The sequence below is a fragment of the Avibacterium gallinarum genome (assembly GCF_002921135.1).
Taxonomy (GTDB): Bacteria; Pseudomonadota; Gammaproteobacteria; order Enterobacterales; family Pasteurellaceae; genus Avibacterium; species Avibacterium gallinarum.
Genome location: NZ_PQVJ01000014.1, coordinates 1 through 21,011, shown reverse-complemented (window position 1 = coordinate 21,011; position 21,011 = coordinate 1). Strand labels below are relative to the sequence as shown.

The window sequence follows — 21,011 nt, the reverse complement described above, 5'->3', positions numbered from 1 at the left end:
GCTCTCCCAAAGATAAAAAGCGGTCGAAAAATCTCGAAAATTTCGACCGCACTTTGATTATTGTGCTAACGCATCAATTTCTTTCACGAGTTGATCACCGTGTTTGTCGATAAATGATTTACGTACATCCGCTTCAATAATGGCTTTGAACGGTGCGGTATCGACCTTTTCAATCACTTCAACACCAGCTTTCCGTAAATTAGCTACGATTTCTTGCTCATTTTTGACATTAAGATCGCGTTGATATTGCCCTGCTTCTTTTGCGGCATCTAAGATAGCTTGTTGCAACTCAGCGCTAAGCCCATCAAATTTTGCTTTATTCATTACAACGATTAATGGGGTGTAACCGTGATTGGTTTGGCTCAAATATTTTTGCACTTCATAAAGTTTAGCAGACCAGAAAATGCCAATTGGGTGTTCTTGTGCATCTACCGCGCGAGTTTCAAGAGCGGTATAAAGCTCTGAAAGTGGCATTGGTACTGGGTTTGCCCCTAACAGTGTAAAGGCCTGAATATACATTGGGTTTTGGTTAGTACGCACTTTTAACCCTTTAATATCTTCAGGTTTCGTGACAGGATGTTTTGAGTTTGAGAAAGCACGGAAACCCACGTCCCAGAACGCTAAACCTTTTAGCCCCTGTGCTTCAAGGTCTTTTAATAAACCCTGTCCAATTTCACCATCAAGCACTTTGTAAACGTGTTCGCGATCTTTAAAGATGAATGGAATATCAATCACGTTTAATTTTGGTTCTAGCCCAGTAAAGTTTGGCGAACCAGACATTTCAATATCAATGGTGCCGCCACGCACTGCACTAATCATTGTTTGTGCATTACCTAAGGTGCTGTCAGGAAATAGGCTTAATTTCAATTCGCCTTTTGTTTTCTCTTTTAATAGCTCATTAAATTTTTTCGCAGCAATATGTTGAGTATCACTACGCGGTGCTTCATAACCAAAACGTAATGTGGTTGCTGCATTAACTGCAGTTGAAGTCAGCATCACTGCGCTAGTCACTAATGCGGCTAAGGTTTTTAAATTAAATAGTTTCATAATAATCTCCTTGGATTTTGATTAAGGTTGCATCCACGAAAGTGGTGTCAAAATAAGTGATGGAACAAAAATAAAGGCAAATAATAAGACAATCATCATTAGCATATAAGGCAAGATACCTTTGGCCGCCTCGTCAAAAGGAAGTTTTGACACGCCAGTAATTACATTCAATACATTGCCCACAGGTGGTGTAATTAAACCAATAGAAGTATTTAAGATAAACAATACGCCAAAATACACAGGATCAATGCCAGCTTCTTCAACAAGAGGCATTAGCACTGGGGTTAAGATAAGGACGGTTGGCGTAAGATCCATTACCATTCCGACAACAAAAACCACAAGCATAATGACAATAAGTAGTAACGTTGGGGATTCAATTAACGGCTCTAATAATTCCGTAATCATTTGTGGTAATTCTGCGATGGTGATTAGCCAACCAGTAACATTTGCTGCTGCAACTAACAGCATTACTACTGCTGTGGTTTTACCTGCTGAAAGTAGCACTTTGTACAATGCACTAATTTTCAATTCGCGATAAATAAAGATTGCCACAAATAAAGCATAAAATGCCGCAACAGCTCCCGCTTCCGTTGGGGTAAAAATACCGAGACGGAAACCACCAATGATAATAACGGGTAATAGCAACGCCCATATACTATTTTTAAAGGAAATACAGAGTTCTTGCTTGGTCGCTTTAGAGAATGTCATCAGGTTTAAGCGTTTAGCTTGCCACCACCAAAGTGCCGCTAAACAACTCCCCATTAACACGCCTGGGAAAATACCTGCTAAAAAGAGCTTGGTGATGGAAACACCGCTCGCTACGCCAAACACAATAAACGGAATTGATGGCGGGATAATTGGCGCAATGATACCAGCGGTACCAATTAAACCAGCTGAACGCCCTAAGGGATAGCCGGTTGTCTTCATCATTGGCAAGAGCATTGCAGCAACGGCAGCGGTATCAGCCACGGCAGAACCTGATAAGCTCGCCATAATCATCGCCGCTAAAATCGCTACAAAACCTAGACCACCGCGTTTATGCCCAACCAATTTCATTGGCAAATCAATAATTCGTTTTGATAATCCCCCTTCATTCATAATTTCACCGGCAAGAATAAAGAATGGGATCGCCATTAATGAAAAGCTATCTGCACCACTCACAATTTGTTGTGCCAAGATTTGTGCATCAAATAAATCTAAATGAATCATCAAGGCAATGCCACAAATTAATAAGGAGAAGGCAACAGGAATGCCTAAAATGATGGCACCAAGTAACACAGAAAGGAAGATAATAACGGTCATTGAATTTCTCCTTTCACTAACAAACTCGCATTCGCACAAATACGCGTGATAAGTAACCCCCCAATAAACACTCCCGCTACAACGCTGGCGAGATAGGTGATCCCTTGTGGCAACCCTGAAATTGGTGCGAAATTACTTAGATTAAGCTGAAATTGTGTCCAGCCACCGACAACTATCAAATAGCAACAGAACAACATCGCACCGTCAGTAACTAGACTTAAACAATGGCGTTTATATGCTGAAAGTTTGCTGGTTAGAATAGTCACGCTGACGTGTTGATTATCATTAAACGCAAGGATTGCGCCTAGAAATGTGAGCCACACGAATAAATAACGAGAAACTTCTTCTGTAATATTAATGCTACTGTTGAAACCATAGCGTAATACCACATTGAGAAAAACCAAGCACGACATAGTAGCAAGGATAGCCACAACAGTAATGCTGAGTATTTTAGCTATAACATTAACGAGAGATTTCATTTTTCACCTCAAATCTCGCTCAACGCGATTTTCACAACCACTTTGCGAATATGGCACGATTGTTCATCAATACAAGCAGGACGGTGAACATCCTCAGGGAAGAAAATCGCAAAATTGCCTTTTCTCATCATCAATTCACTCTCATTTTCTGCTGATTGATAAAAAAGAATATCGCGTTCTGGATTATATTCCTGAGCAATAGGATTACTGCCCAGATCTGAAGCTACACCAATCCGCTCTTGACCACAGTGTAAATATTGCACATCAAGATAATGGCGATGTACTTCGGGCAAGATTTCTGCTTTGGGTTTAGTTTCCAAATCCAAAACCTGTGCAAAAATCAACCGCTCTTTAATTGGATATTGCCCTGCTGGCAGTTGATCAAAATCAGTATTTTTCAAATACGCCAATGCAATCTGAATGGCCTCTGGAAAAGCCTTTGCATTGAAATGATTAATATGCCCAAAGTACATTGCTCACTCCTTTTATTCACTCATCACACTATAATGCTTTCAACTTCGCCCATACGGTATCATCAACAGGAATACCCTTTGCTTTATTTTCCGCTAAAATCGTTGTGAATTCGTGTCCAGGTAGGCGAACTGCAACATCAGGATCAGCACGTTCCGCAGTTCTCACATATTCCATAATGCGGTTAAGTTTTTCATCCTTCGTTTTTCCATCAATTAAGCGATCAACTTCAATGGCAATAAAGACTTGAGAAACGCAATATTCGTCATCTTTATCTTCTGTAACAGCAGCGGTGGATAAGCCATTAGAAAGTAAAGTAGCAATCATATCTAACACGATTGAAAGTCCAGATCCTTTCCAAAAGCCCATTGGCAATAAACGACGATTTTTCTCAACCGTAGCAGGATCACGGGTCAAATTGCCATCATCATCAAATCCTGCATCAACAAAGGTTTGGCGACCTGCTAGGCGATGAACTTCTAACATTCCATAAGAATACATAGAACAAGACATATCGACCATCGTAATTGGGTTCGTTGGCACGGCAATAATCAGTGGGTTTGTACCAATACGACATTCTTTTGCTCCCCAAGGTGGCATAACCGCTAACGCATTTGTCCAACAAATACCGATATAGCCTTTCTCTGCGGCTTGCCAGCCATAACTTCCGCCACGCATCCAGTGGTTTGCATTACGCAATGCAACAACCCCAATACCATATTGATCAGCAATTTCCATTGCACGATCCATCATTTTTTTCGCCGTTAAATTACCGATGGCTTGATGAGCGTCCCATTGCTCAATCGCGCCTAACGACAATATTTTTGTTGGCACAGCTTCTGGCACAATATCACCATTTTCTAACTGCTGGATAAAACGTGGGAAGCGGTTCACACCGTGGGAATAAGCACCGGCCTGTGTGGTATCAGCAAACACTGTGGCACATTCTTCCGCAATTTCCTCACGCACATTGCGTGCAAGTAAAACGCGTTTAAATTCGGCTTTTAAATCTTCATAGGAAACTAACATAACGACCTCTTATTTCATATTGTGAAATTATGTTCCATAAATTACATTATTAAGCGAAATAAAGTCAATCTTCCACCAAAAATAAAAAACTATTAAAATCAATTAGTTAAAATATTTTTTCTTAATTTGTGATCAATCTCTCATTTATTTGAAATTTTATTCCACAATATGAAATGGAGAGAGTATAGTAAGTTTGTTAGACTAAATGCTTAAAAATAGCTTGGAGAATCACTATGTCTGAAGATAAAGTTGGTGGCAATCAAAGCCTCATTCGAGGGCTTCGCTTAATTGATATTTTGAGCGACTTTCCAAATGGATGCCCACTTGCAAAATTAGCTGAAATTTCACAGTTAAATAAAAGTACCGTACATCGTTTATTACAAGGATTGCAAAGCGAAGGCTATGTACAACCATCAGGAATTGCAGGAAATTATCGTTTAACAACAAAATGCTTAGGAATAGGGCAAAAAATGCTTGCTTCGTTAAACATTATTAATGTTGCAGCACCTTATTTAGAAGAGCTTAACCTTAGCCTTGGCGAAACCGTCAATTTCTCTAAAAGAGAAGACGATCACGCCATTATGATCTATAAACTTGAACCCACCACAGGTATGCTACGAACCCAAGCCTATATCGGACAACGATTGCAACTTTACTGTTCAGCAATGGGCAAACTTTACCTTGCTTACGAAAAAAATGAAGATTATCTCGCCCATTATTGGCAACAACAAAAACATAATATCAAGCAGCTTACCAACAACACCGTCACGGATATTCATTTAATGGAAAAAGAGCTAAATGATATTCGGCAGGAACAATTCGCAATGGATAGAGAAGAGAATGAAATAGGTGTGGTTTGCGTGGCTTGCCCAATTTTTAATTACCACGGAATTGTAGATTACGCAGTTTCAGTATCACTTTCATCTTATAAACTGCGTCAAATTGGCATTCCTTATCTGCTAAATAAAATTCAAAACGTAGCAAGGGCAATTTCAAAAGAATTAGGGTATGAAAATATCGCAGAATAAATTCTCCCAACGAAAAACAGGCTGGTTTCCCAGCCTTTTTATTGATATAAAAAACTCGCGAATTTTACACAGCACTTTACTTTTTTCGCATTTGCCCCTTTGCTTAATGTAAGTTTTGTAAGGCGTAAACCTTGTAATCATCTAAATTCTTCACACTTTCCACTAAGGCTTCGGCGGCGGCGAGGGTGGTTTGGATAAACACTTTTTGTTGTAATGCGCTGCGGCGAATGGAGTGGCTGTCTTCCACGCTTTCAGGCAGGCTGCCTACGGTGTTTATCACCATAGCGATTTCGCCGTTTTTGATGGCGTCCACAATATGTGGGCGGCCTTCACGCACTTTATTGACGATTTGCGCGAAGATGCCGTTTTCGCGTAGGAAGTTCGCCGTGCCAATGGTGGCGCATAAGCCGTAGCCTTGTTCTTGCAAGCGCTGGGCGATTGGCAATAAACGTGCTTTGTCTTTGTTATCCACAGAAAGGAACACTTTACCGGTTTTCGCAATGCGTTCGCCTGCGCCAAGCTGGGCTTTGATGAAAGCTTCGGCAAAGGTTTCACCCACGCCCATCACTTCGCCAGTAGAACGCATTTCAGGGCCTAAAATGGTATCTACCCCTGGGAATTTGATGAATGGGAAAACCGCTTCTTTCACCGCATAAAAGTGCGGTTGAATTTCGCCTTGAATTTGCTGTTCGCTGAGGCTCATTCCTGCCATTACACGCGCGGCGATTTTGGCTAACGGTCGCCCTGTGGCTTTGCTCACAAACGGCACAGTACGGCTGGCGCGCGGGTTCACTTCTAACACATAAATCACGCCATCTTGCACGGCAAATTGCACGTTCATTAAGCCCACTACGTTCAAGGCTTTTGCCATTGCCGCTGTTTGATAGCGAATTTTATCTTGAATTTCCGTGCTTAAGGAATAAGGTGGCAGCGAGCAAGCGCTATCACCGCTGTGAATCCCCGCTTGTTCAATATGCTGCATAATGCCACCGATCACCACTTGGCTGCCGTCGCAAATGCAATCCACATCTACTTCAATAGCGTTGTTTAAGAAATGGTCAAGCAAAATCGGGCTGTCGTCCGACACTTGCACCGCCTCACGCATATATTGATTGAGTTCGTCCACGTTATACACGATTTGCATTGCCCGTCCGCCTAGCACATAGGAAGGGCGCACCACCAGCGGGTAGCCCACTTCTTCCGCTAATTGCACCGCTTCAATGGCATTGCGTGCCGTGCGGTTATTCGGCTGTTTTAAGCCAAGTTGTTGCAGAATTTGTTGGAAGCGCTCGCGATCTTCGGCTGCGTCAATGCTGTCTGCGGACGTGCCGATAATATTGACGCCATTTTCTGCCAAGGCATTGGCAAGTTTTAATGGGGTTTGACCGCCATAATGCACGATCACGCCATAAGGCTGTTCAACGTGAATGATTTCTAACACATCTTCAAGGGTGAGCGGCTCAAAATAAAGGCGATCTGAGGTATCAAAATCGGTGGAAACCGTTTCAGGGTTACAGTTCACCATAATGGTTTCAAAGCCGCTTTCACGCAAGGCAAGGGCAGCGTGTACACAACAATAATCAAACTCAATACCTTGCCCGATACGGTTCGGTCCACCACCTAAGATCATAATTTTTTTACGATCAGAAGGATTGGCTTCACATTCTTCTTCATAGGTGGAATAAAGGTATGCGGTGTCGGATTTAAACTCACCCGCGCAAGTATCCACGCGCTTATAAACAGGGTGAAGATTGAAAGATTTGCGTAAATTTCGCACCGCACTTTCCGTGCTTTTTACCAATTGAGCAATACGTTTATCGGAGAAACCTTTGCGTTTTAGGCGGCGAAGCTCTGCATAATCGAGCTGATCTAGTGTTTTTTGCTCAAGTGCCAATTCTTCTTGCACCAAATCTTGAATTTGCACTAAGAACCACGGGTCGATTTTGGAATAATGATGCACTTCTTCCAAACTAAAGCCCGCACCAAAGGCATCGGCAACGTAAAGAATGCGGTTCGGGCCGGGATTACCTAGCTCGGTGCGGATTTTCTCAGGGGCTTCGGAAAGCAAATTAAACCCACAAATGCCCGTTTCTAAACCACGCAAGGCTTTTTGTAAGCTTTCTTGGAAAGTGCGTCCCATTGCCATCACTTCGCCGACCGATTTCATTTGCGTAGTGAGGCGATCGTCCGCTTTCGGGAATTTTTCAAAGGCAAAACGTGGCACTTTGGTTACGACATAATCAATGGACGGCTCGAAAGAGGCAGGAATTAGCCCGCCCGTGATGTCGTTCCGCAATTCATTGAGCGTATAGCCCACCGCTAATTTTGCTGCCACTTTTGCGATGGGGAAGCCTGTGGCTTTCGAGGCAAGGGCAGAAGAACGGCTCACACGCGGGTTCATTTCGATCACGATCATTTCGCCGTTGGCAGGATTAATGGCAAATTGCACGTTTGAACCGCCCGTATCCACGCCGATTTCACGCAACACCGCAAGGCTGGCATTACGCATAATTTGATATTCTTTATCGGTGAGGGTTTGTGCGGGGGCAACGGTGATGGAATCCCCCGTATGCACGCCCATTGGGTCGAAGTTTTCAATGGAGCAGACGATAATGCAGTTGTCTGCTTTGTCCCGCACCACTTCCATTTCATATTCTTTCCAGCCGAGTACGGACTGTTCGATGAGTAATTCGTGGGTTGGAGAGGCATCAAATCCGCGTTCGCAAATGGCGACAAATTCATCACGGTTATAGGCGATCCCCCCGCCTGAACCGCCCATTGTGAAAGATGGACGAATGAGCGTTGGAAAGCCCACTTCCGCTTGCGCAGCCCAAGCTTCATCGAAAGTATGGCAAACAAAGGATTTTGGTGTATTTAAGCCGATTTTCGCCATTGCTTCTTTAAAGCGTCCGCGATCTTCCGCTTTATCAATGGCATCTTCACTTGCACCGATCAGTTCCACACCGTATTTTTTCAGCACGCCATTTTTGGAAAGATCTAAGGCACAATTCAGCGCAGTTTGTCCGCCCATTGTTGGCAAAATGGCATCAGGACGCTCTTTATCAATGATTTTTTCCACCGTTTGCCAAGTAATTGGCTCAATGTAGGTTACGTCCGCCATATCTGGGTCGGTCATAATGGTGGCGGGGTTAGAGTTCACTAACACCACCTTATAACCTTCTTCGCGCAACGCTTTGCACGCTTGCGCGCCCGAATAATCAAATTCACACGCCTGCCCAATCACAATCGGGCCTGCACCGATAATTAATATTGTCTTTATGTCTGTACGTTTTGGCATTTTGGTTTCTCTATGTAAATCAGTTTAAGATAGTAGAATTTCTAAATAATTATCATCTAACAATTTATATATTTTTCAGTTGTACATAAAGTTGCTCTACCCCACTATCTTGTTGAGTTTTAATTTCAAAAACATCTGGGTATTTTTTAACCAAATCACTCAATTTTTTACAGCCATAATTACGCGGATCAAAATCAGTTTCAAGCAATCTCCATTTCTGACCAAGTAATCCTAAATGAATCCATTCATTTTGCTCAAATTCTTCAAAAATCGTTTTTATTATATTTTTCGGTAATTGTAAGTGGTCATTTTCTGAAGAAATATTACTAGAATCATTATTTACTTCATCTGTATTCTCACAAAGATTCTCAACATAAATAAAATGACTACAAGCATTACGAAAAGACTCTGGAGTTTGTTTTCTTCCAAATCCATACACTTTAACCCCTTCTTCTTTTAGCCGTATTGCTAAGGCAGTAAAATCACTATCACTAGATACAAGACAAAAACCATCAAATAAATTCTTATATAACAAATCCATTGTATCAATTATCATATAACCATCTGTCGCATTCTTTCCTGTGGTATACGCAAATTGTTGCATTGGTTTTATTGCGTGTGTATTAATCGTTTCTTTCCAGTGAGCATTTCTGCCAACAAAATTACCATAAATTCTTCTTAATGTGGCCTCACCATATTTTGTAATTTCCTTCAAAATAAAAGGAATATCTTTTATTGAAGCATTATCATCATCTATTAATAACGCTAACTGAGCTATCTTTCCATCGTTATAATCTACTTTTTTTGTCATAATATTCACTCCCATTATTCATCATATATCTTTTACTAACTTATCAAATAAATAGCATAATTACACAATTCGTAGTTTTATTTCGTTGTTCTTTATTCCAACACTGCCACAAACTTATCAAACAAATACGCTACATCATTTGGGCCGGGGCTGGCTTCGGGGTGACCTTGGAAAGAAAACGCCACTTGGTCGGTGAGTTCAATGCCTTGCACGGAATTATCAAATAAAGAGCGGTGGGTTATTTTCACATTTTTTGGCAAGCTGTGTTCGTCCACTTCAAAACCGTGGTTTTGGCTGGTGATATACACTTTTTGCGAATCCAAATTCTGCACGGGGTGGTTAGCACCGTGATGCCCGAATGGCATTTTTTTCGTTTTACCGCCTACGGCAAGCCCGAGTAATTGATGCCCTAAACAAATGCCGAAAATCGGTTTTTTCGTTTTGAGCAAGGTTTGAATATTGCTGATGGCATAATTACAAGGTTCAGGATCGCCGGGGCCATTGGATAAGAAAATGCCGTCAGGTTGGTAAGCCAGCACTTGCTCGGCGGAAGTTTTAGCTGGCACCACAGTGATTTTACAGCCACGCTCTGCCAACATTCTGAGGATATTATGTTTGACACCGAAATCGTAAGCGACAATATGATATTTCTGTTCTGGCTGTGGATTATAGCCTTTGCCTAATTGCCACTCCCCTTGCGTCCATTCATAAGGCGCTTGGCAGGTCACTTGCTGGGCTAAATCTTTGCCCGCCATTGAACCAAAACTTTGTGCCAGTGTAAGGGCTTGTTGTTCATCGATTTCACCCGCCATAATGCAACCTGCCATTGCGCCTTTATCACGCAATAAACGGGTTAAACGGCGGGTATCAATGTCTGCAATGGCCACCACGTTATTGGCTTTTAGGTAATCTGCTAGGCTTTGATTGGCACGGAAATTGCTGTGTAATAAAGGTAAATCGCGAATGACTAATCCGCTGGCGTACACCGCATTGCTTTCTTGATCTTCATTATTGGTGCCAGTGTTGCCAATATGGGGATAGGTTAGGGTAACGATTTGTTGGAAATAGGAAGGATCGGTCAAGATTTCTTGATAACCGGTCATTGACGTGTTAAACACCACTTCGCCAATGGTTGTGCCACTTGCGCCAATAGAGGTGCCGTGGAAAACGCTGCCGTCAGCCAAGACTAAAATTGCTGGACTAGACATAAAAAACTCCTTAATTGTAGGTGAACACTTACGAATGCTCATTAACCGAAATTTAGCAAAAAAACACCGCACTTTTGTTTGGCGTTTAGGCTAAATTGCATTGGTGGTTAGCTCACAGGCTAAACGGGCTAATTCTAAAAGACAATAGCCCAATATTCAAGCAAATTCGTAAGGAATGAACAATATATTTATTCATTAATTTTGCATAAATAATCAATGTAATGCAAGCAATTTATTTTTCTCTGATTTATTTTGTAGATTTTCACCAAGTTGTTTACAATGTACCTTATTTTAAGTAACAAGGCTTATTTATGAAAAAATCTGTATTACTTGCCAGCGTGGTGCTGGGTTCTGCAATGCTTACAGGCTGTGCGACCATTGATCCGCAAACTGGTGAGCGCAAAGATCCCCTTGAAGGATTTAACCGTGCAATGTGGGATTTCAACTACAAAGTTGCCGATCCTTATATTCTTAAACCTGTTGCCAAAGGCTGGAAAGACTATGTGCCGCAGCCAGTTAAAACAGGGATTATCAATGTAGCCAATAACCTTGATGAACCAGCCAGTTTCGTCAATCGCCTATTGCAAGGTGAATTTAAAAAAGCAATGGTGCATTTCAATCGCTTCTGGATTAACAGTATTTTCGGCTTAGGTGGCTTAATTGACTGGGCGAGCGCCAGCCCACCATTACGCGTGGAAGAAAAACGCCGCTTCGGTGATACCCTAGGTGCTTACGGCGTAGATACGGGGACTTATGTGATGTTGCCAATGTACGGGCCAGCCACCCCACGCCAAGATTTAGGTAACTTAGTGGATACCACTTATCCAATGCTTTCTTTGTTAGGCCCTTGGAGCTTGCTAAAAGCTGGCATTCAAGGCATTGATGCACGCGCCAAAATGTTAGACAAAGAAGCCTTGCTAGACCAAGCGCAAGATCCTTATGTCACTTTCCGCGAAGCCTATTTCCAAAATTTGGAATATCACGTTAAAGACGGCAATGTGGAAAGCAAAGGCGAAGCCCTTTCACAAGATGAACTAAAAGAAATTGATTAATTATAGGAAATCACACTATGGAAATGACCTCAACACAACGCTTAATTTTAGCCAATCAATACAAATTAATGGGCTTATTAGATCCAAATAATGCGACGCAATATACACGCTTGGAGACGATCGTGAAAGGCGGATTTGGCTTAGAATTAAAAGAGTTAGACAAAGAATTCTCTAACCTTTCAGAACAAGAATGCCAAACTGTGCGCGATACTCTTGAAATGTACCACGCCCTGCACGTTTCTTACAGCAATTTAGGCGACACCACCACCGTAACACCACACCGCTTACAATTTGCAGGTTACTGTGCGGTGCGCGAGAAAAAATATCTCAACTATTTACGTTTTATCACCACCACAGAGGGCAAATATCCAGAATTTATGCAATGCGAACACGGCTGTGATTCACAAACCCCAATGTGGGATAAATACATCAAAATGCTCGAAGCGTGGCGCAGCTGCCCACACGAATATCATTTAAGTATGGCGGAAATTCAAAAAATCCTGAATGCTTAATGTGAAAACCACAGCATAGTGATCTGCTCCCTAAAAGTTGAATATGGTCAACCAATTAAGGAGCAGATTTTTTATGAAAAAACATTATTCTTTAAGCCAAGAATGAGCGGGCATACATCAATCAGTGGAATATTACGCTCTCCAGCTATTCCCTAAATTATGTTTAGTATTATTAATGTTTCAAAAATATGATATTCATAGGCTCATTAATGACGCTATTTAACGAGAATAACTGTCAACCAGACGCAATATTCAAATGAAATTAAAAGGACTAAGCCCAGTGCAAGACAAGGCCTAGTCATTAAATTCATCTGAATTTTTGACAGCAAATCAAAAAGTTAGGCTTTTATGCTTTTAAGGAAATTAAAGAATGTTGGCAAACTCTTCCATTACAGATTTAGGCCATACGCTCGATTGCACTTCACCAATGTGCTTTTTGTGCAACAATAACATTGCTAAACGTGATTGACCAATACCGCCGCCGATAGAAAGGGGTAAGCGACCGTTTACTAAATCTTGGTGCCAGTCAAATTGTAGGCGATCTTCATCACCTGTAATGGCAAGCTGTTTGCGTAAAGCAGTTTCATCAACACGGATACCCATTGAAGAAAGCTCGAAAGCACGCTCTAAGGTTGGGTTCCACACTAAAATATCACCGTTTAAGCCTTTGTATTCGCCCTCAGAAACGGTTGTCCAATCATCATAGTCTGGCGCACGTTTGTCGTGTGGTTTACCGTCTGATAATTCGCCGCCGATACCAATTAAGAACACTGCACCGTATTCTTTACAAATGGCGTTTTCACGTTCTTTGTCGTTCATTCCCGGGTAGCGTTTCACTAAATCTTCACTGTGAATGAAAGTGATTTCTTGCGGTAAGAAACGAGTCAAACCGAATTTTTCACTTACTGCGGCTTCTGTTTCCAAAATCGCTTGATAAATTTCACGCACGGTTTCTTTTAAATAATCTAGGTTACGGCGACCTGCTGGGATCACTTTTTCCCAATCCCATTGATCCACATAAACAGAGTGGGTTTGATCGAGGCTGTCTTCATCTGGACGTAAGGCTTTCATATGCACAAATAAGCCCTCACCTTCCGCAAAACCAAAACGCGCAAGGGTATGGCGTTTCCATTTGGCTAAAGAATGAACCACTTCAAAGGTAGCATCTGTGATCTGTTTCACATTTACTTGAACTGCCTTCTCTGTTCCTGAAAGATTATCTTGAATACCATTGCCCACTTGGCTTAGGATAGGGCCTTGAACTTCTACAAGACCTAAATGTTCCAAAAGTTTTTGGGTAAAGGTGTTTTTAGCAAAGCTAATTTCTTGTTGTTGTAAAATAAATGATTTTTCCATTGTATGAACCTTGTTTATTACTGGTTTTGATTTTCGTTGCATATTATTTAATGATATGGGAGCAAAATTCAATACCCACAAACAAAAATAAGATCGAAAATGGTTTTCCCATAAAAAAGTGGCTATAATTTTAAATCAAATTTAATTTTGGAAAGAGAAAATGCACAATATTGATAACTTAGATAAACAAATCCTGCGTGTGTTAATTAAAGATGCACGCACCCCTTACGCAGAAATGGCGAAAAATTTTGGCGTAAGCCCTGGGACAATTCACGTTCGTGTAGAAAAAATGCGTCAAGCGGGTATTATTCAAGGCACAAAGATCCGCATCGATCAGCGTAAACTAGGCTATGATGTCTGCTGTTTCATTGGCATTATTCTCAAAAGTGCGAAAGATTACGATAAGGTGATCGCGAAATTAGAAAAATTTGAAGAAGTGGTGGAAGCCTATTACACCACGGGGAACTATTCCATTTTTATTAAGGTGATGACCCACACCATTGCGGAGCTCCATTCCGTACTCGCAACCAAAATTCAGTTGATTGATGAAATTCAATCTACCGAAACGTTGATTTCAATGCAAAATCCAATTTTGCGTGATATTACTCCATAACTCATTCATTTATAACTAAAATAGGAGTCATTATGTCTGATGTATTTCACTTAGGCTTAACGAAAGCAATGTTAGATGGCGCACAACTTGCCATTGTTCCTGGTGCGCCAGAACGTGTTGAGCGTATTGCTCGTTTATTGGACAATCCAAAATTTTTAGCCGCAACCAGAGAATTTACTTCTTGGCTTGGCTATCTTAACGGCAAGGCTGTAGTGGTTTGTTCCACAGGGATCGGTGGACCTTCGGTTTCTATTGCGGTGGAAGAATTGGCTCAATTAGGCGTGCGCACTTTCCTACGCATTGGTACAACAGGGGCAATTCAGCCACATATTAATGTAGGCGATATTTTGATCACCACAGGAGCAGTGCGTTTAGATGGGGCAAGCCGCCATTTCGCACCATTAGAATATCCAGCGGTAGCGGACTTTACTTGCACTTCAATGCTTCACAAAGCAGCATTAAAAAATGATAAAGCGAAAGTACATATTGGTATCACCGCATCATCAGATACGTTCTACCCAGGGCAAGAGCGCTACGATACTTACACTGGCAAAATTTACCGCCACTATCAAGGTTCATTAAAACAATGGCAAGAGCTAAATGTAATGAACTACGAAATGGAAAGTGCCACCTTATTTACTATGTGTTCTGCTTTAGGCTTGCGTGCTGGTATGGTAGCTGGTGCGATTGTAAACCGTACACAGCAAGAAATTCCAAATGAAGAAACCATTCATCAAACCGAGCAAAATGCCATTGATATTGTGGTGAAAGCGGCGGCATTATTGGTTTAATGTTAGAAAAATAGTTAGAAAAAGAAAGTGCGGTGGAATTTTTACGAATTTTTTACCGCACTTTTTACTTCGCTCTCTAAAATCAGGCATAACAATGATTATGCTTTTTATCCGATTATTTCACCCCACCAATCAACAAAAGATTGCAATTTCACCCATAGATCGTAAAATCCCTTTGTTCGTTGAACAGCTATATCGCAAGTATTGTGTATAGGAAATGATCAAACTGTTTTCAATTCTGGTTTTCATCGTTATACCATTCTTGCCGTTTTCAATTTCTCTTAAGGATTTAAGGAAGGTTAGAAATTTGGCAATAATTTGACGCAACGCGTTTTCTCTCGCCTAATTCCTATAAGGTCGCCCATTTTTAACTGAATGGCATAACCTTGCAATCCACTTTGTAAACAGGAGTTTTCTATGAAAAAAACGATTTTTACCACCGCACTTTTTACCAGCTCACTTTTCGCTGCGGCAACGTTAGCCAATGCACAAACGGTGGCCAATCCTAACACCACTACTCACACTTACGAATTTACGCAAACCTATGATTTACAAGTGCCAAAAGGCTCATCAGGAACGACAAATTTGTGGGTGCCCTTGCCTTTTAGTAACGATTATCAAACGGTGAAATCCATTACATTTGACGGCAATTATCAACAGGCTTACATTACAGAAAATAATCAATATAGTGCCAGTACATTATTCGCTACTTGGACACCTGAAGCACAAAAACGTAATTTAACGGTTACGCTGGTTGTGGAAACCCAAGATCGCGAACCGAAGAAACAAGGCTTATTGAAAGATTATCAAGCGCCAGAAAAAATAGAATATGGCGTTGATGTGCAACCTTATTTACAGCCAACAAAACATATTAAAATTGACGGGATAGTGAAAGAATACGCCGATAAAATTGTAGGAAATGAAACAAATCCGCTCAAAAAAGCAGAACGTATTCATCAATGGATTGTGGCAAATATGGAGCGTGATAATTCCGTATTAGGCTGTGGGGATGGCGATGTGGAAAAAATCCTAACAACAGGCGTGTTAAAAGGAAAATGCACGGATATTAATTCCGTATTTGTTGCTTTAGCGCGTGCTTCTGGTATTCCCGCTCGCGAAGTGTTCGGTATTCGTTTAGGAGAGGCGGTGAAAATGGGCAAATATTCTAAATCCGCGTTTGGTAGCGCCAAAAACAAAATCGCCAATGAAAATGGCGGACAACATTGTCGGGCGGAATTTTATCTAGCCGGTTTTGGCTGGGTTCCTGTGGATTCCGCGGACGTAGCAAAATATCGTCTAACAGAGAAAAAAGCAGTGGCAGATAGCGATACTCAAGCGGTTTCAGATTATTTATTCGGAAATTGGGAAGGCAACTGGATGGGCTTTAGTCACGCACGCGATTTCACCCTTTACCCAACGCCTGAACTCGCGCCAATCAATAATTTTGGTTATCCTTATGCAGAAGTGGGCGGCGATCCATTAAATTCCTTTGATGCAAAAGAATTTGGTTATGAATTTATCTCGCAGCAACGCTAATCCAAAAGGCGGAAATGCCAAATTTTGGGCGATATGTACCACCGCAGTGAGTGCTGCGGTGGCATCGACACTCTGCTGTATTGCGCCATTGTTGTATCTGTTATTTGGCATTTCTAGCACTTGGCTAGTAAGCTTAAATCAGCTGGCATTTTTGCAAATTCCAATGCTCGTGATTTCCCTCATCGCATTTGGTTATGGCTTTTGGCTGCTGAATTTCTCAGGAAAAATCATTTGTAGCCAATATCTCTCACGCCGTACATTGCAAATTTTATATTGGCTAATGGCGCTGATTATTCTCTTTTTCTTAACTTATCCCTATGTTTTACCTTATGTTTTGGATTATTTAGAATGAAAAAAATTTTACTTTTTTTGACCGCACTTAGCTTTTCATTGCCAAACCTTGCCGCAGAACGCAAGGTTACGCTGCATATTGAAGAAATGAATTGCCAGCTTTGCGTTTATTTAGTCAATAAAGAATTGCGCAACATTGATGGAGTGCAATCGACCAAAGCGAATTTTAATTCACGTTTGGTAAATGTGGTGGCAGACGAGAAAGTGAGTGATGAAATGCTCATTCAAGCTATTGATAAGTTGCATTATCACGCAGTAGTACAAAAATAAATGTAACTCCCGCAATTCTCACAATATAGACAATATAGAAAAAAGGCTTAAAACCTTATCACGGGTTTTAAGCCTTTCACGATGTAAATTAAAATCTTATTTCTTCAACGCACCTAAAATCCCGCGCATAATTTGCTTGGTGATTTGGTTGCGAATATTGCGTCCGACCGATTTCGCTACGCTGCTCACCACTTGTTCAGTAACGCTCAGTTGTTCGCCGCGTTTTTTCTTGCCAAACAACATTCGGCTTAAGCTTCCCATAAAGCCGTTTTCTTCTTCCTCTTGGGCTTGTTCCGCTTGTTTTTGCACGACAGCAGCCAGATCTGCCTGCTCTTGTAACATTTCAAAGGCGGAAACGTTATCCACATAATTATTGTAATAAGGGTAAAGATCATCGTCTTTCACCCATTGGTTGCGCTGTTCAGCAGAAATCGGTTTAAGCTGACTTTTTGGTGGATAAATATAAGCAATTTCCACTGGCGTTGGCATACCTTTTTCGTCAAGGAAAGATACCAAAGCCTGCCCCACCCCCAAGGTTGAAATGGTTTCCACCACATTCACTTTTGGATTGGTACGGAATGTTTCGGCCGCCGATTTCACGGCTTTTTGATCGCGTGGCGTAAAGGCACGCAAGGCGTGTTGCACACGGTTTCCTAGCTGCCCTAACACCGTATCGGGCAAATCTAGTGGGTTTTGTGTAACGAAATAAATCCCCACCCCTTTAGAACGAATCAAGCGCACCACTTGCTCCACTTTATCCACCAACGCGGCTGGCGCGCCGTCAAATAATAAGTGCGCTTCATCAAAGAACATCACAAATTTTGGTTTATCAGGATCACCCACTTCAGGCAGTTGCTCAAATAATTCCGCCATTAACCAAAGCAAAAATGCACTATACATTTTTGGCGAATTAATTAATTTTTCTGAATTTAATACGTTGATCACGCCACGTCCATCACGGGTTTGTAACCAATCATCAAGGTTTAAAGCAGGCTCGCCAAACAATTTGCTTGCGCCCTCGTTTTCTAAGGCAAGCAAGACACGCTGAATTGCGCCCACACTAGCGGCGGACACATTGCCATATTCCAATTGGAAGGTTTTGGCATTTTCTGCCACATATTTCAGCATTGCACGCAGATCTTTCAGATCGATCAGCAACAAACCTTTATCATCCGCCACGCGGAATACCAAATTGAGCAAGCCCTCTTGCGTGGCGTTGAGATTCAATAAACGAGAAAGCAACAATGGCCCCATTTCAGAAATAGTGGTACGCAATGGAATACCGGTTTCACCAAACACGTCCCAGAAAGAAACAGGATAACCTTGTAAATAGCTTTCACCGCCTAGGTGAAATTGTTCAATGCGCTCTGCCACTTTGCCTTGGAATTCCCCAGCTTTTACCAAGCCCGACAAATCTCCTTTCACGTCCACCAAAAACACTGGCACCCCATCATCGCTAAATGCCTCCGCCATTTTGCGTAAGGTAACGGTTTTCCCTGTCCCGGTTGCCCCGGCGATTAAACCGTGGCGGTTTGCCATTTTGGCAGTTAATCCTAAAACTTCGCCTTGTTCTGTTTGTGCTAATGAATATTGCATATAAGCCTCTGAAATCGATCAAAATGTGGGTGCATAATAAGAAAAAAATAAAGTGCGGTCAAAAATTATCACAAATTCTGTACGCCCTATTTTATTTTTGGCAAATGAAATCATCAACTTGATGTGATATGCTTAGGCTAATTTGCCAACTACTTGGAAGAGCATTGTTAAAAAATGGACGAAAAAACCACCGCACTTTGTCCTTGCCAATCGGGTAACGCATATCAAGATTGTTGCCAGCCCTTACATCAAAAGCAAAAAATTGCCCAAAGCGCCGAACAATTAATGCGTTCGCGCTACGCGGCGTTTGTGTTGCAAGATATTGATTATATTGTGGAAACCACCGTACCAAGCCAACAAACATTGCTGGACTATGAAGCATTAAAACAATGGGCGGCGCAAACCCAATGGCTGGGCTTAGAGGTGGTAAAACACGATGCTAAATTAGATAAAACCCATAGTGCGGTGGAGTTTAAGGCGAAATTTTCAAGTGCTGAGGGCGAGCAAATTCATCACGAAAAATCCTTATTTGTAAACGTGGGGGAACGCTGGTATTTTGCCGATCCCACTGTTACCCTGCCTGCAATGAAGCAACCTTGTATTTGCGGTTCAGGGAAAAAATTTAAACATTGTTGTGGAGTCATGCTATGTCAGTTTTATGGCGAAAACTAAGCCTCTTTCTCAAGGTGTTTTGGTTGCGTTTCAATCAAAATAAACTCACCCAAGCAGCGGGCTATCTCACTTACAGCACAATGCTAGCACTTGTACCGCTGATTATGGTGGTATTTTCCATTTTCTCCGCTTTCCCTGTGTTTAATGAAGTAACTGGCGAGCTGAAAGAATTTATTTTTACCAATTTTGCCCCCTCTGCTAGTGATACAGTGGGCGAATATATTGATCAATTTGTCGCTAATTCAAAACAAATGAGCGCAGTTGGGATCATCAGTTTAATCGTGGTCGCGCTGTTGCTGATCAACTCAATTGACCGCACCCTAAACAGCATTTGGCACGATGGCAGTGTGCGTCCAACGGTGTTTTCTTTCGCCATTTACTGGCTGATTTTAACCCTTGGGCCAATTATTATCGCCACCAGCATTGGGGTTAGCACCTATGTTACTAGCCTTGCTGGTGATTTGTTGCAGTCGGATCTGAGCTTGCCTTTCGGGTTAAAATTACTCAGTTTTATCCCCTTTATGCTCACTTGGTTTATTTTCACTTTAATTTATAAAATTGTGCCGAATAAATCTGTCAGCATTAAACATTCTGCCGCTGGGGCATTAGTCGCTGCGGTGTTCTTCACCTTAGGCAAACAGGCCTTTGCGTGGTACATCACCAATTTCCCCTCTTATCAGCTCATTTATGGCGCAATGGCAACCCTGCCAATTATGTTGCTGTGGATTCAGCTCAGCTGGATTGCCATTTTACTCGGCGCGCAGCTGGCTGCGGTGCTAGGCGATATGCGTTTATTAAAAAATGGTGAGATTGAATTACAACAAATTGAGGAACAATAATGATCGCATTAATTCAACGAGTTAGCCAAGCTAAAGTGGAAGTCGATGGCGACATCACAGGGCAAATTCAGCAAGGTTTATTAGTGTTGCTTGGCGTGCAAAAAGAAGATGATGAAAGCAAAGCGGATCGTTTACTGGAAAAAGTGCTGAACTACCGTGTTTTCAGCGATGAACAAGGCAAAATGAATTTAAACGTCCAACAAGTAAAGGGTGAATTACTCGTGGTTTCCCAATTCACCCTCGCCGCCGACACTCAAAAAGGCCTACGCCCTAGCTTTTCCAACGGCGCACCACCACAAAAAGCCGAACAGCTTTACGATTACTTCGTACAAAAAAGCCAACAACGCATTACCACCGCCACCGGCAAATTCGCCGCTGATATGCAAGTCAGTTTAATCAATGACGGGCCAGTTACGTTTTGGTTGGAGGTGTAAGGATTACAAACAGGAAAATAGATAAAACTAAAGTGCGGTGCTTTTTCGCTAAGTTTTTTATTATCTGTTTAATGTATTTTGTGTATCTAACCCAATTCTCTTTATTGAAACACTAAACTAATAGAAGGTAATTCATTGTCAAATGAAAATAGATTTGACGTAAGAGAATAAAATATAGAAAAGAAAAAATCCCTAAAATTTATACCGCACTTTATTTATTCTTTTATAACAAAAGTGCGGTCATTTTTTCCAGATTTTTCATTGCAAAATCCAAGCAAAACAAAAGGGCATCTTTTGATGCCCTTTCTTAACTTTT

At 41.6% G+C, this 21,011-nt stretch carries 21 protein-coding genes; 11 read left to right on the top strand and 10 right to left on the bottom strand.

Translation table 11 applies throughout. From position 1 onward, the window contains the following. Positions 1 to 57: 57 nt before the first annotated feature. Genes C3007_RS05700 through yiaK form a run of 5 tightly spaced genes read right to left on the bottom strand, consistent with a single transcriptional unit; the run spans position 58 to position 4,328 of the window. Positions 58 to 1,047, bottom strand: coding sequence for a TRAP transporter substrate-binding protein (locus C3007_RS05700; RefSeq protein ID WP_103853533.1), 990 nt, complete (start codon positions 1,045 to 1,047; stop codon positions 58 to 60). 21 nt (positions 1,048 to 1,068) lie between these two features. Further along, positions 1,069 to 2,349, bottom strand: a complete 1,281-nt coding sequence (locus C3007_RS05695) for a TRAP transporter large permease subunit (RefSeq protein ID WP_103853532.1) — start codon at positions 2,347 to 2,349, stop codon at positions 1,069 to 1,071. Then, positions 2,346 to 2,828: a TRAP transporter small permease gene (locus C3007_RS05690; protein WP_103853531.1), complete on the bottom strand. Its 483-nt coding sequence runs from the start codon at positions 2,826 to 2,828 to the stop codon at positions 2,346 to 2,348. Before C3007_RS05690 ends, C3007_RS05695 begins: the two co-directional genes overlap by 4 nt. Positions 2,829 to 2,836: 8 nt before the next feature. Then, positions 2,837 to 3,301: a NanQ anomerase/TabA/YiaL family protein gene (locus C3007_RS05685; protein ID WP_103853530.1), complete on the bottom strand. Its 465-nt coding sequence runs from the start codon at positions 3,299 to 3,301 to the stop codon at positions 2,837 to 2,839. Positions 3,302 to 3,329: 28 nt separating this feature from the next. Then, entirely contained in the window at positions 3,330 to 4,328 is a 999-nt protein-coding gene (yiaK, locus tag C3007_RS05680; RefSeq protein ID WP_103853529.1) for a 3-dehydro-L-gulonate 2-dehydrogenase, read from the bottom strand. 233 nt (positions 4,329 to 4,561) lie between these two features. Here yiaK and C3007_RS05675 point away from each other — a divergent pair, with 233 nt between their 5' ends. Then, the gene (locus C3007_RS05675; protein WP_103853528.1) at positions 4,562 to 5,356 is read left to right on the top strand and encodes an IclR family transcriptional regulator; all 795 of its coding nucleotides are present in this window, start codon (positions 4,562 to 4,564) and stop codon (positions 5,354 to 5,356) included. A 103-nt stretch (positions 5,357 to 5,459) separates the two neighbouring features. Here C3007_RS05675 and carB read toward each other — a convergent pair whose 3' ends face one another. From carB to carA, 3 genes are all read right to left on the bottom strand, one after another. After that, a complete protein-coding gene (gene carB, locus C3007_RS05670) occupies positions 5,460 to 8,654 on the bottom strand; it encodes a carbamoyl-phosphate synthase large subunit (protein ID WP_103853527.1) in 3,195 nt (1,064 codons plus the stop codon). A gap of 64 nt (positions 8,655 to 8,718) precedes the next feature. Beyond that, complete coding sequence (locus C3007_RS05665) at positions 8,719 to 9,465, bottom strand: NYN domain-containing protein (protein ID WP_103853526.1); 747 nt, start codon at positions 9,463 to 9,465, stop codon at positions 8,719 to 8,721. A 92-nt stretch (positions 9,466 to 9,557) separates the two neighbouring features. Continuing rightward, complete coding sequence (gene carA / locus C3007_RS05660) at positions 9,558 to 10,673, bottom strand: glutamine-hydrolyzing carbamoyl-phosphate synthase small subunit (protein WP_103853525.1); 1,116 nt, start codon at positions 10,671 to 10,673, stop codon at positions 9,558 to 9,560. Between the two features lie 311 nt (positions 10,674 to 10,984). On the opposite strand from carA, the gene C3007_RS05655 reads away from it, so the two are divergent. Continuing rightward, positions 10,985 to 11,725 (top strand): MlaA family lipoprotein, encoded by a 741-nt coding sequence (locus tag C3007_RS05655; protein ID WP_103853524.1) that lies wholly within the window; start codon positions 10,985 to 10,987, stop codon positions 11,723 to 11,725. Between the two features lie 17 nt (positions 11,726 to 11,742). Continuing rightward, positions 11,743 to 12,237 (top strand): YfbU family protein, encoded by a 495-nt coding sequence (locus tag C3007_RS05650; protein ID WP_103853523.1) that lies wholly within the window; start codon positions 11,743 to 11,745, stop codon positions 12,235 to 12,237. Between the two features lie 363 nt (positions 12,238 to 12,600). Here C3007_RS05650 and asnA read toward each other — a convergent pair whose 3' ends face one another. Next, positions 12,601 to 13,593: an aspartate--ammonia ligase gene (asnA, locus tag C3007_RS05645; protein WP_103853522.1), complete on the bottom strand. Its 993-nt coding sequence runs from the start codon at positions 13,591 to 13,593 to the stop codon at positions 12,601 to 12,603. Between the two features lie 160 nt (positions 13,594 to 13,753). Between asnA and asnC the strand changes: the two genes are divergently transcribed. The 5 genes from asnC to C3007_RS05620 all read left to right on the top strand — a co-directional run bounded on the left by asnC (position 13,754) and on the right by C3007_RS05620 (position 17,154). Further along, positions 13,754 to 14,206, top strand: coding sequence for a transcriptional regulator AsnC (asnC, locus tag C3007_RS05640; RefSeq protein ID WP_103853521.1), 453 nt, complete (start codon positions 13,754 to 13,756; stop codon positions 14,204 to 14,206). Positions 14,207 to 14,238: 32 nt separating this feature from the next. Next, positions 14,239 to 14,997 (top strand): uridine phosphorylase, encoded by a 759-nt coding sequence (gene udp / locus C3007_RS05635; protein ID WP_103853520.1) that lies wholly within the window; start codon positions 14,239 to 14,241, stop codon positions 14,995 to 14,997. Between the two features lie 417 nt (positions 14,998 to 15,414). Further along, positions 15,415 to 16,533, top strand: a complete 1,119-nt coding sequence (locus C3007_RS05630) for a transglutaminase-like domain-containing protein (RefSeq protein ID WP_103853519.1) — start codon at positions 15,415 to 15,417, stop codon at positions 16,531 to 16,533. Beyond that, entirely contained in the window at positions 16,508 to 16,885 is a 378-nt protein-coding gene (locus tag C3007_RS05625; protein ID WP_103853518.1) for a mercuric transporter MerT family protein, read from the top strand. Before C3007_RS05630 ends, C3007_RS05625 begins: the two co-directional genes overlap by 26 nt. Further along, complete coding sequence (locus C3007_RS05620) at positions 16,882 to 17,154, top strand: heavy-metal-associated domain-containing protein (protein ID WP_103853517.1); 273 nt, start codon at positions 16,882 to 16,884, stop codon at positions 17,152 to 17,154. Before C3007_RS05625 ends, C3007_RS05620 begins: the two co-directional genes overlap by 4 nt. A gap of 96 nt (positions 17,155 to 17,250) precedes the next feature. Here C3007_RS05620 and C3007_RS05615 read toward each other — a convergent pair whose 3' ends face one another. Further along, entirely contained in the window at positions 17,251 to 18,750 is a 1,500-nt protein-coding gene (locus C3007_RS05615; protein WP_103853516.1) for a helicase HerA-like C-terminal domain-containing protein, read from the bottom strand. 174 nt (positions 18,751 to 18,924) lie between these two features. On the opposite strand from C3007_RS05615, the gene C3007_RS05610 reads away from it, so the two are divergent. Genes C3007_RS05610 through dtd form a run of 3 tightly spaced genes read left to right on the top strand, consistent with a single transcriptional unit; the run spans position 18,925 to position 20,695 of the window. Beyond that, positions 18,925 to 19,422 (top strand): YchJ family protein, encoded by a 498-nt coding sequence (locus C3007_RS05610; protein ID WP_103853515.1) that lies wholly within the window; start codon positions 18,925 to 18,927, stop codon positions 19,420 to 19,422. Continuing rightward, entirely contained in the window at positions 19,398 to 20,261 is an 864-nt protein-coding gene (locus C3007_RS05605) for a virulence factor BrkB family protein (RefSeq protein WP_103853514.1), read from the top strand. The genes C3007_RS05610 and C3007_RS05605 overlap by 25 nt, the downstream gene beginning before the upstream one ends. Then, positions 20,261 to 20,695 carry a D-aminoacyl-tRNA deacylase gene (dtd, locus tag C3007_RS05600; RefSeq protein ID WP_103853513.1) on the top strand — a complete coding sequence of 145 codons (435 nt, stop codon included), beginning with the start codon at positions 20,261 to 20,263 and terminating at the stop codon, positions 20,693 to 20,695. The genes C3007_RS05605 and dtd overlap by 1 nt, the downstream gene beginning before the upstream one ends. Positions 20,696 to 21,011 lie beyond the last annotated feature (316 nt).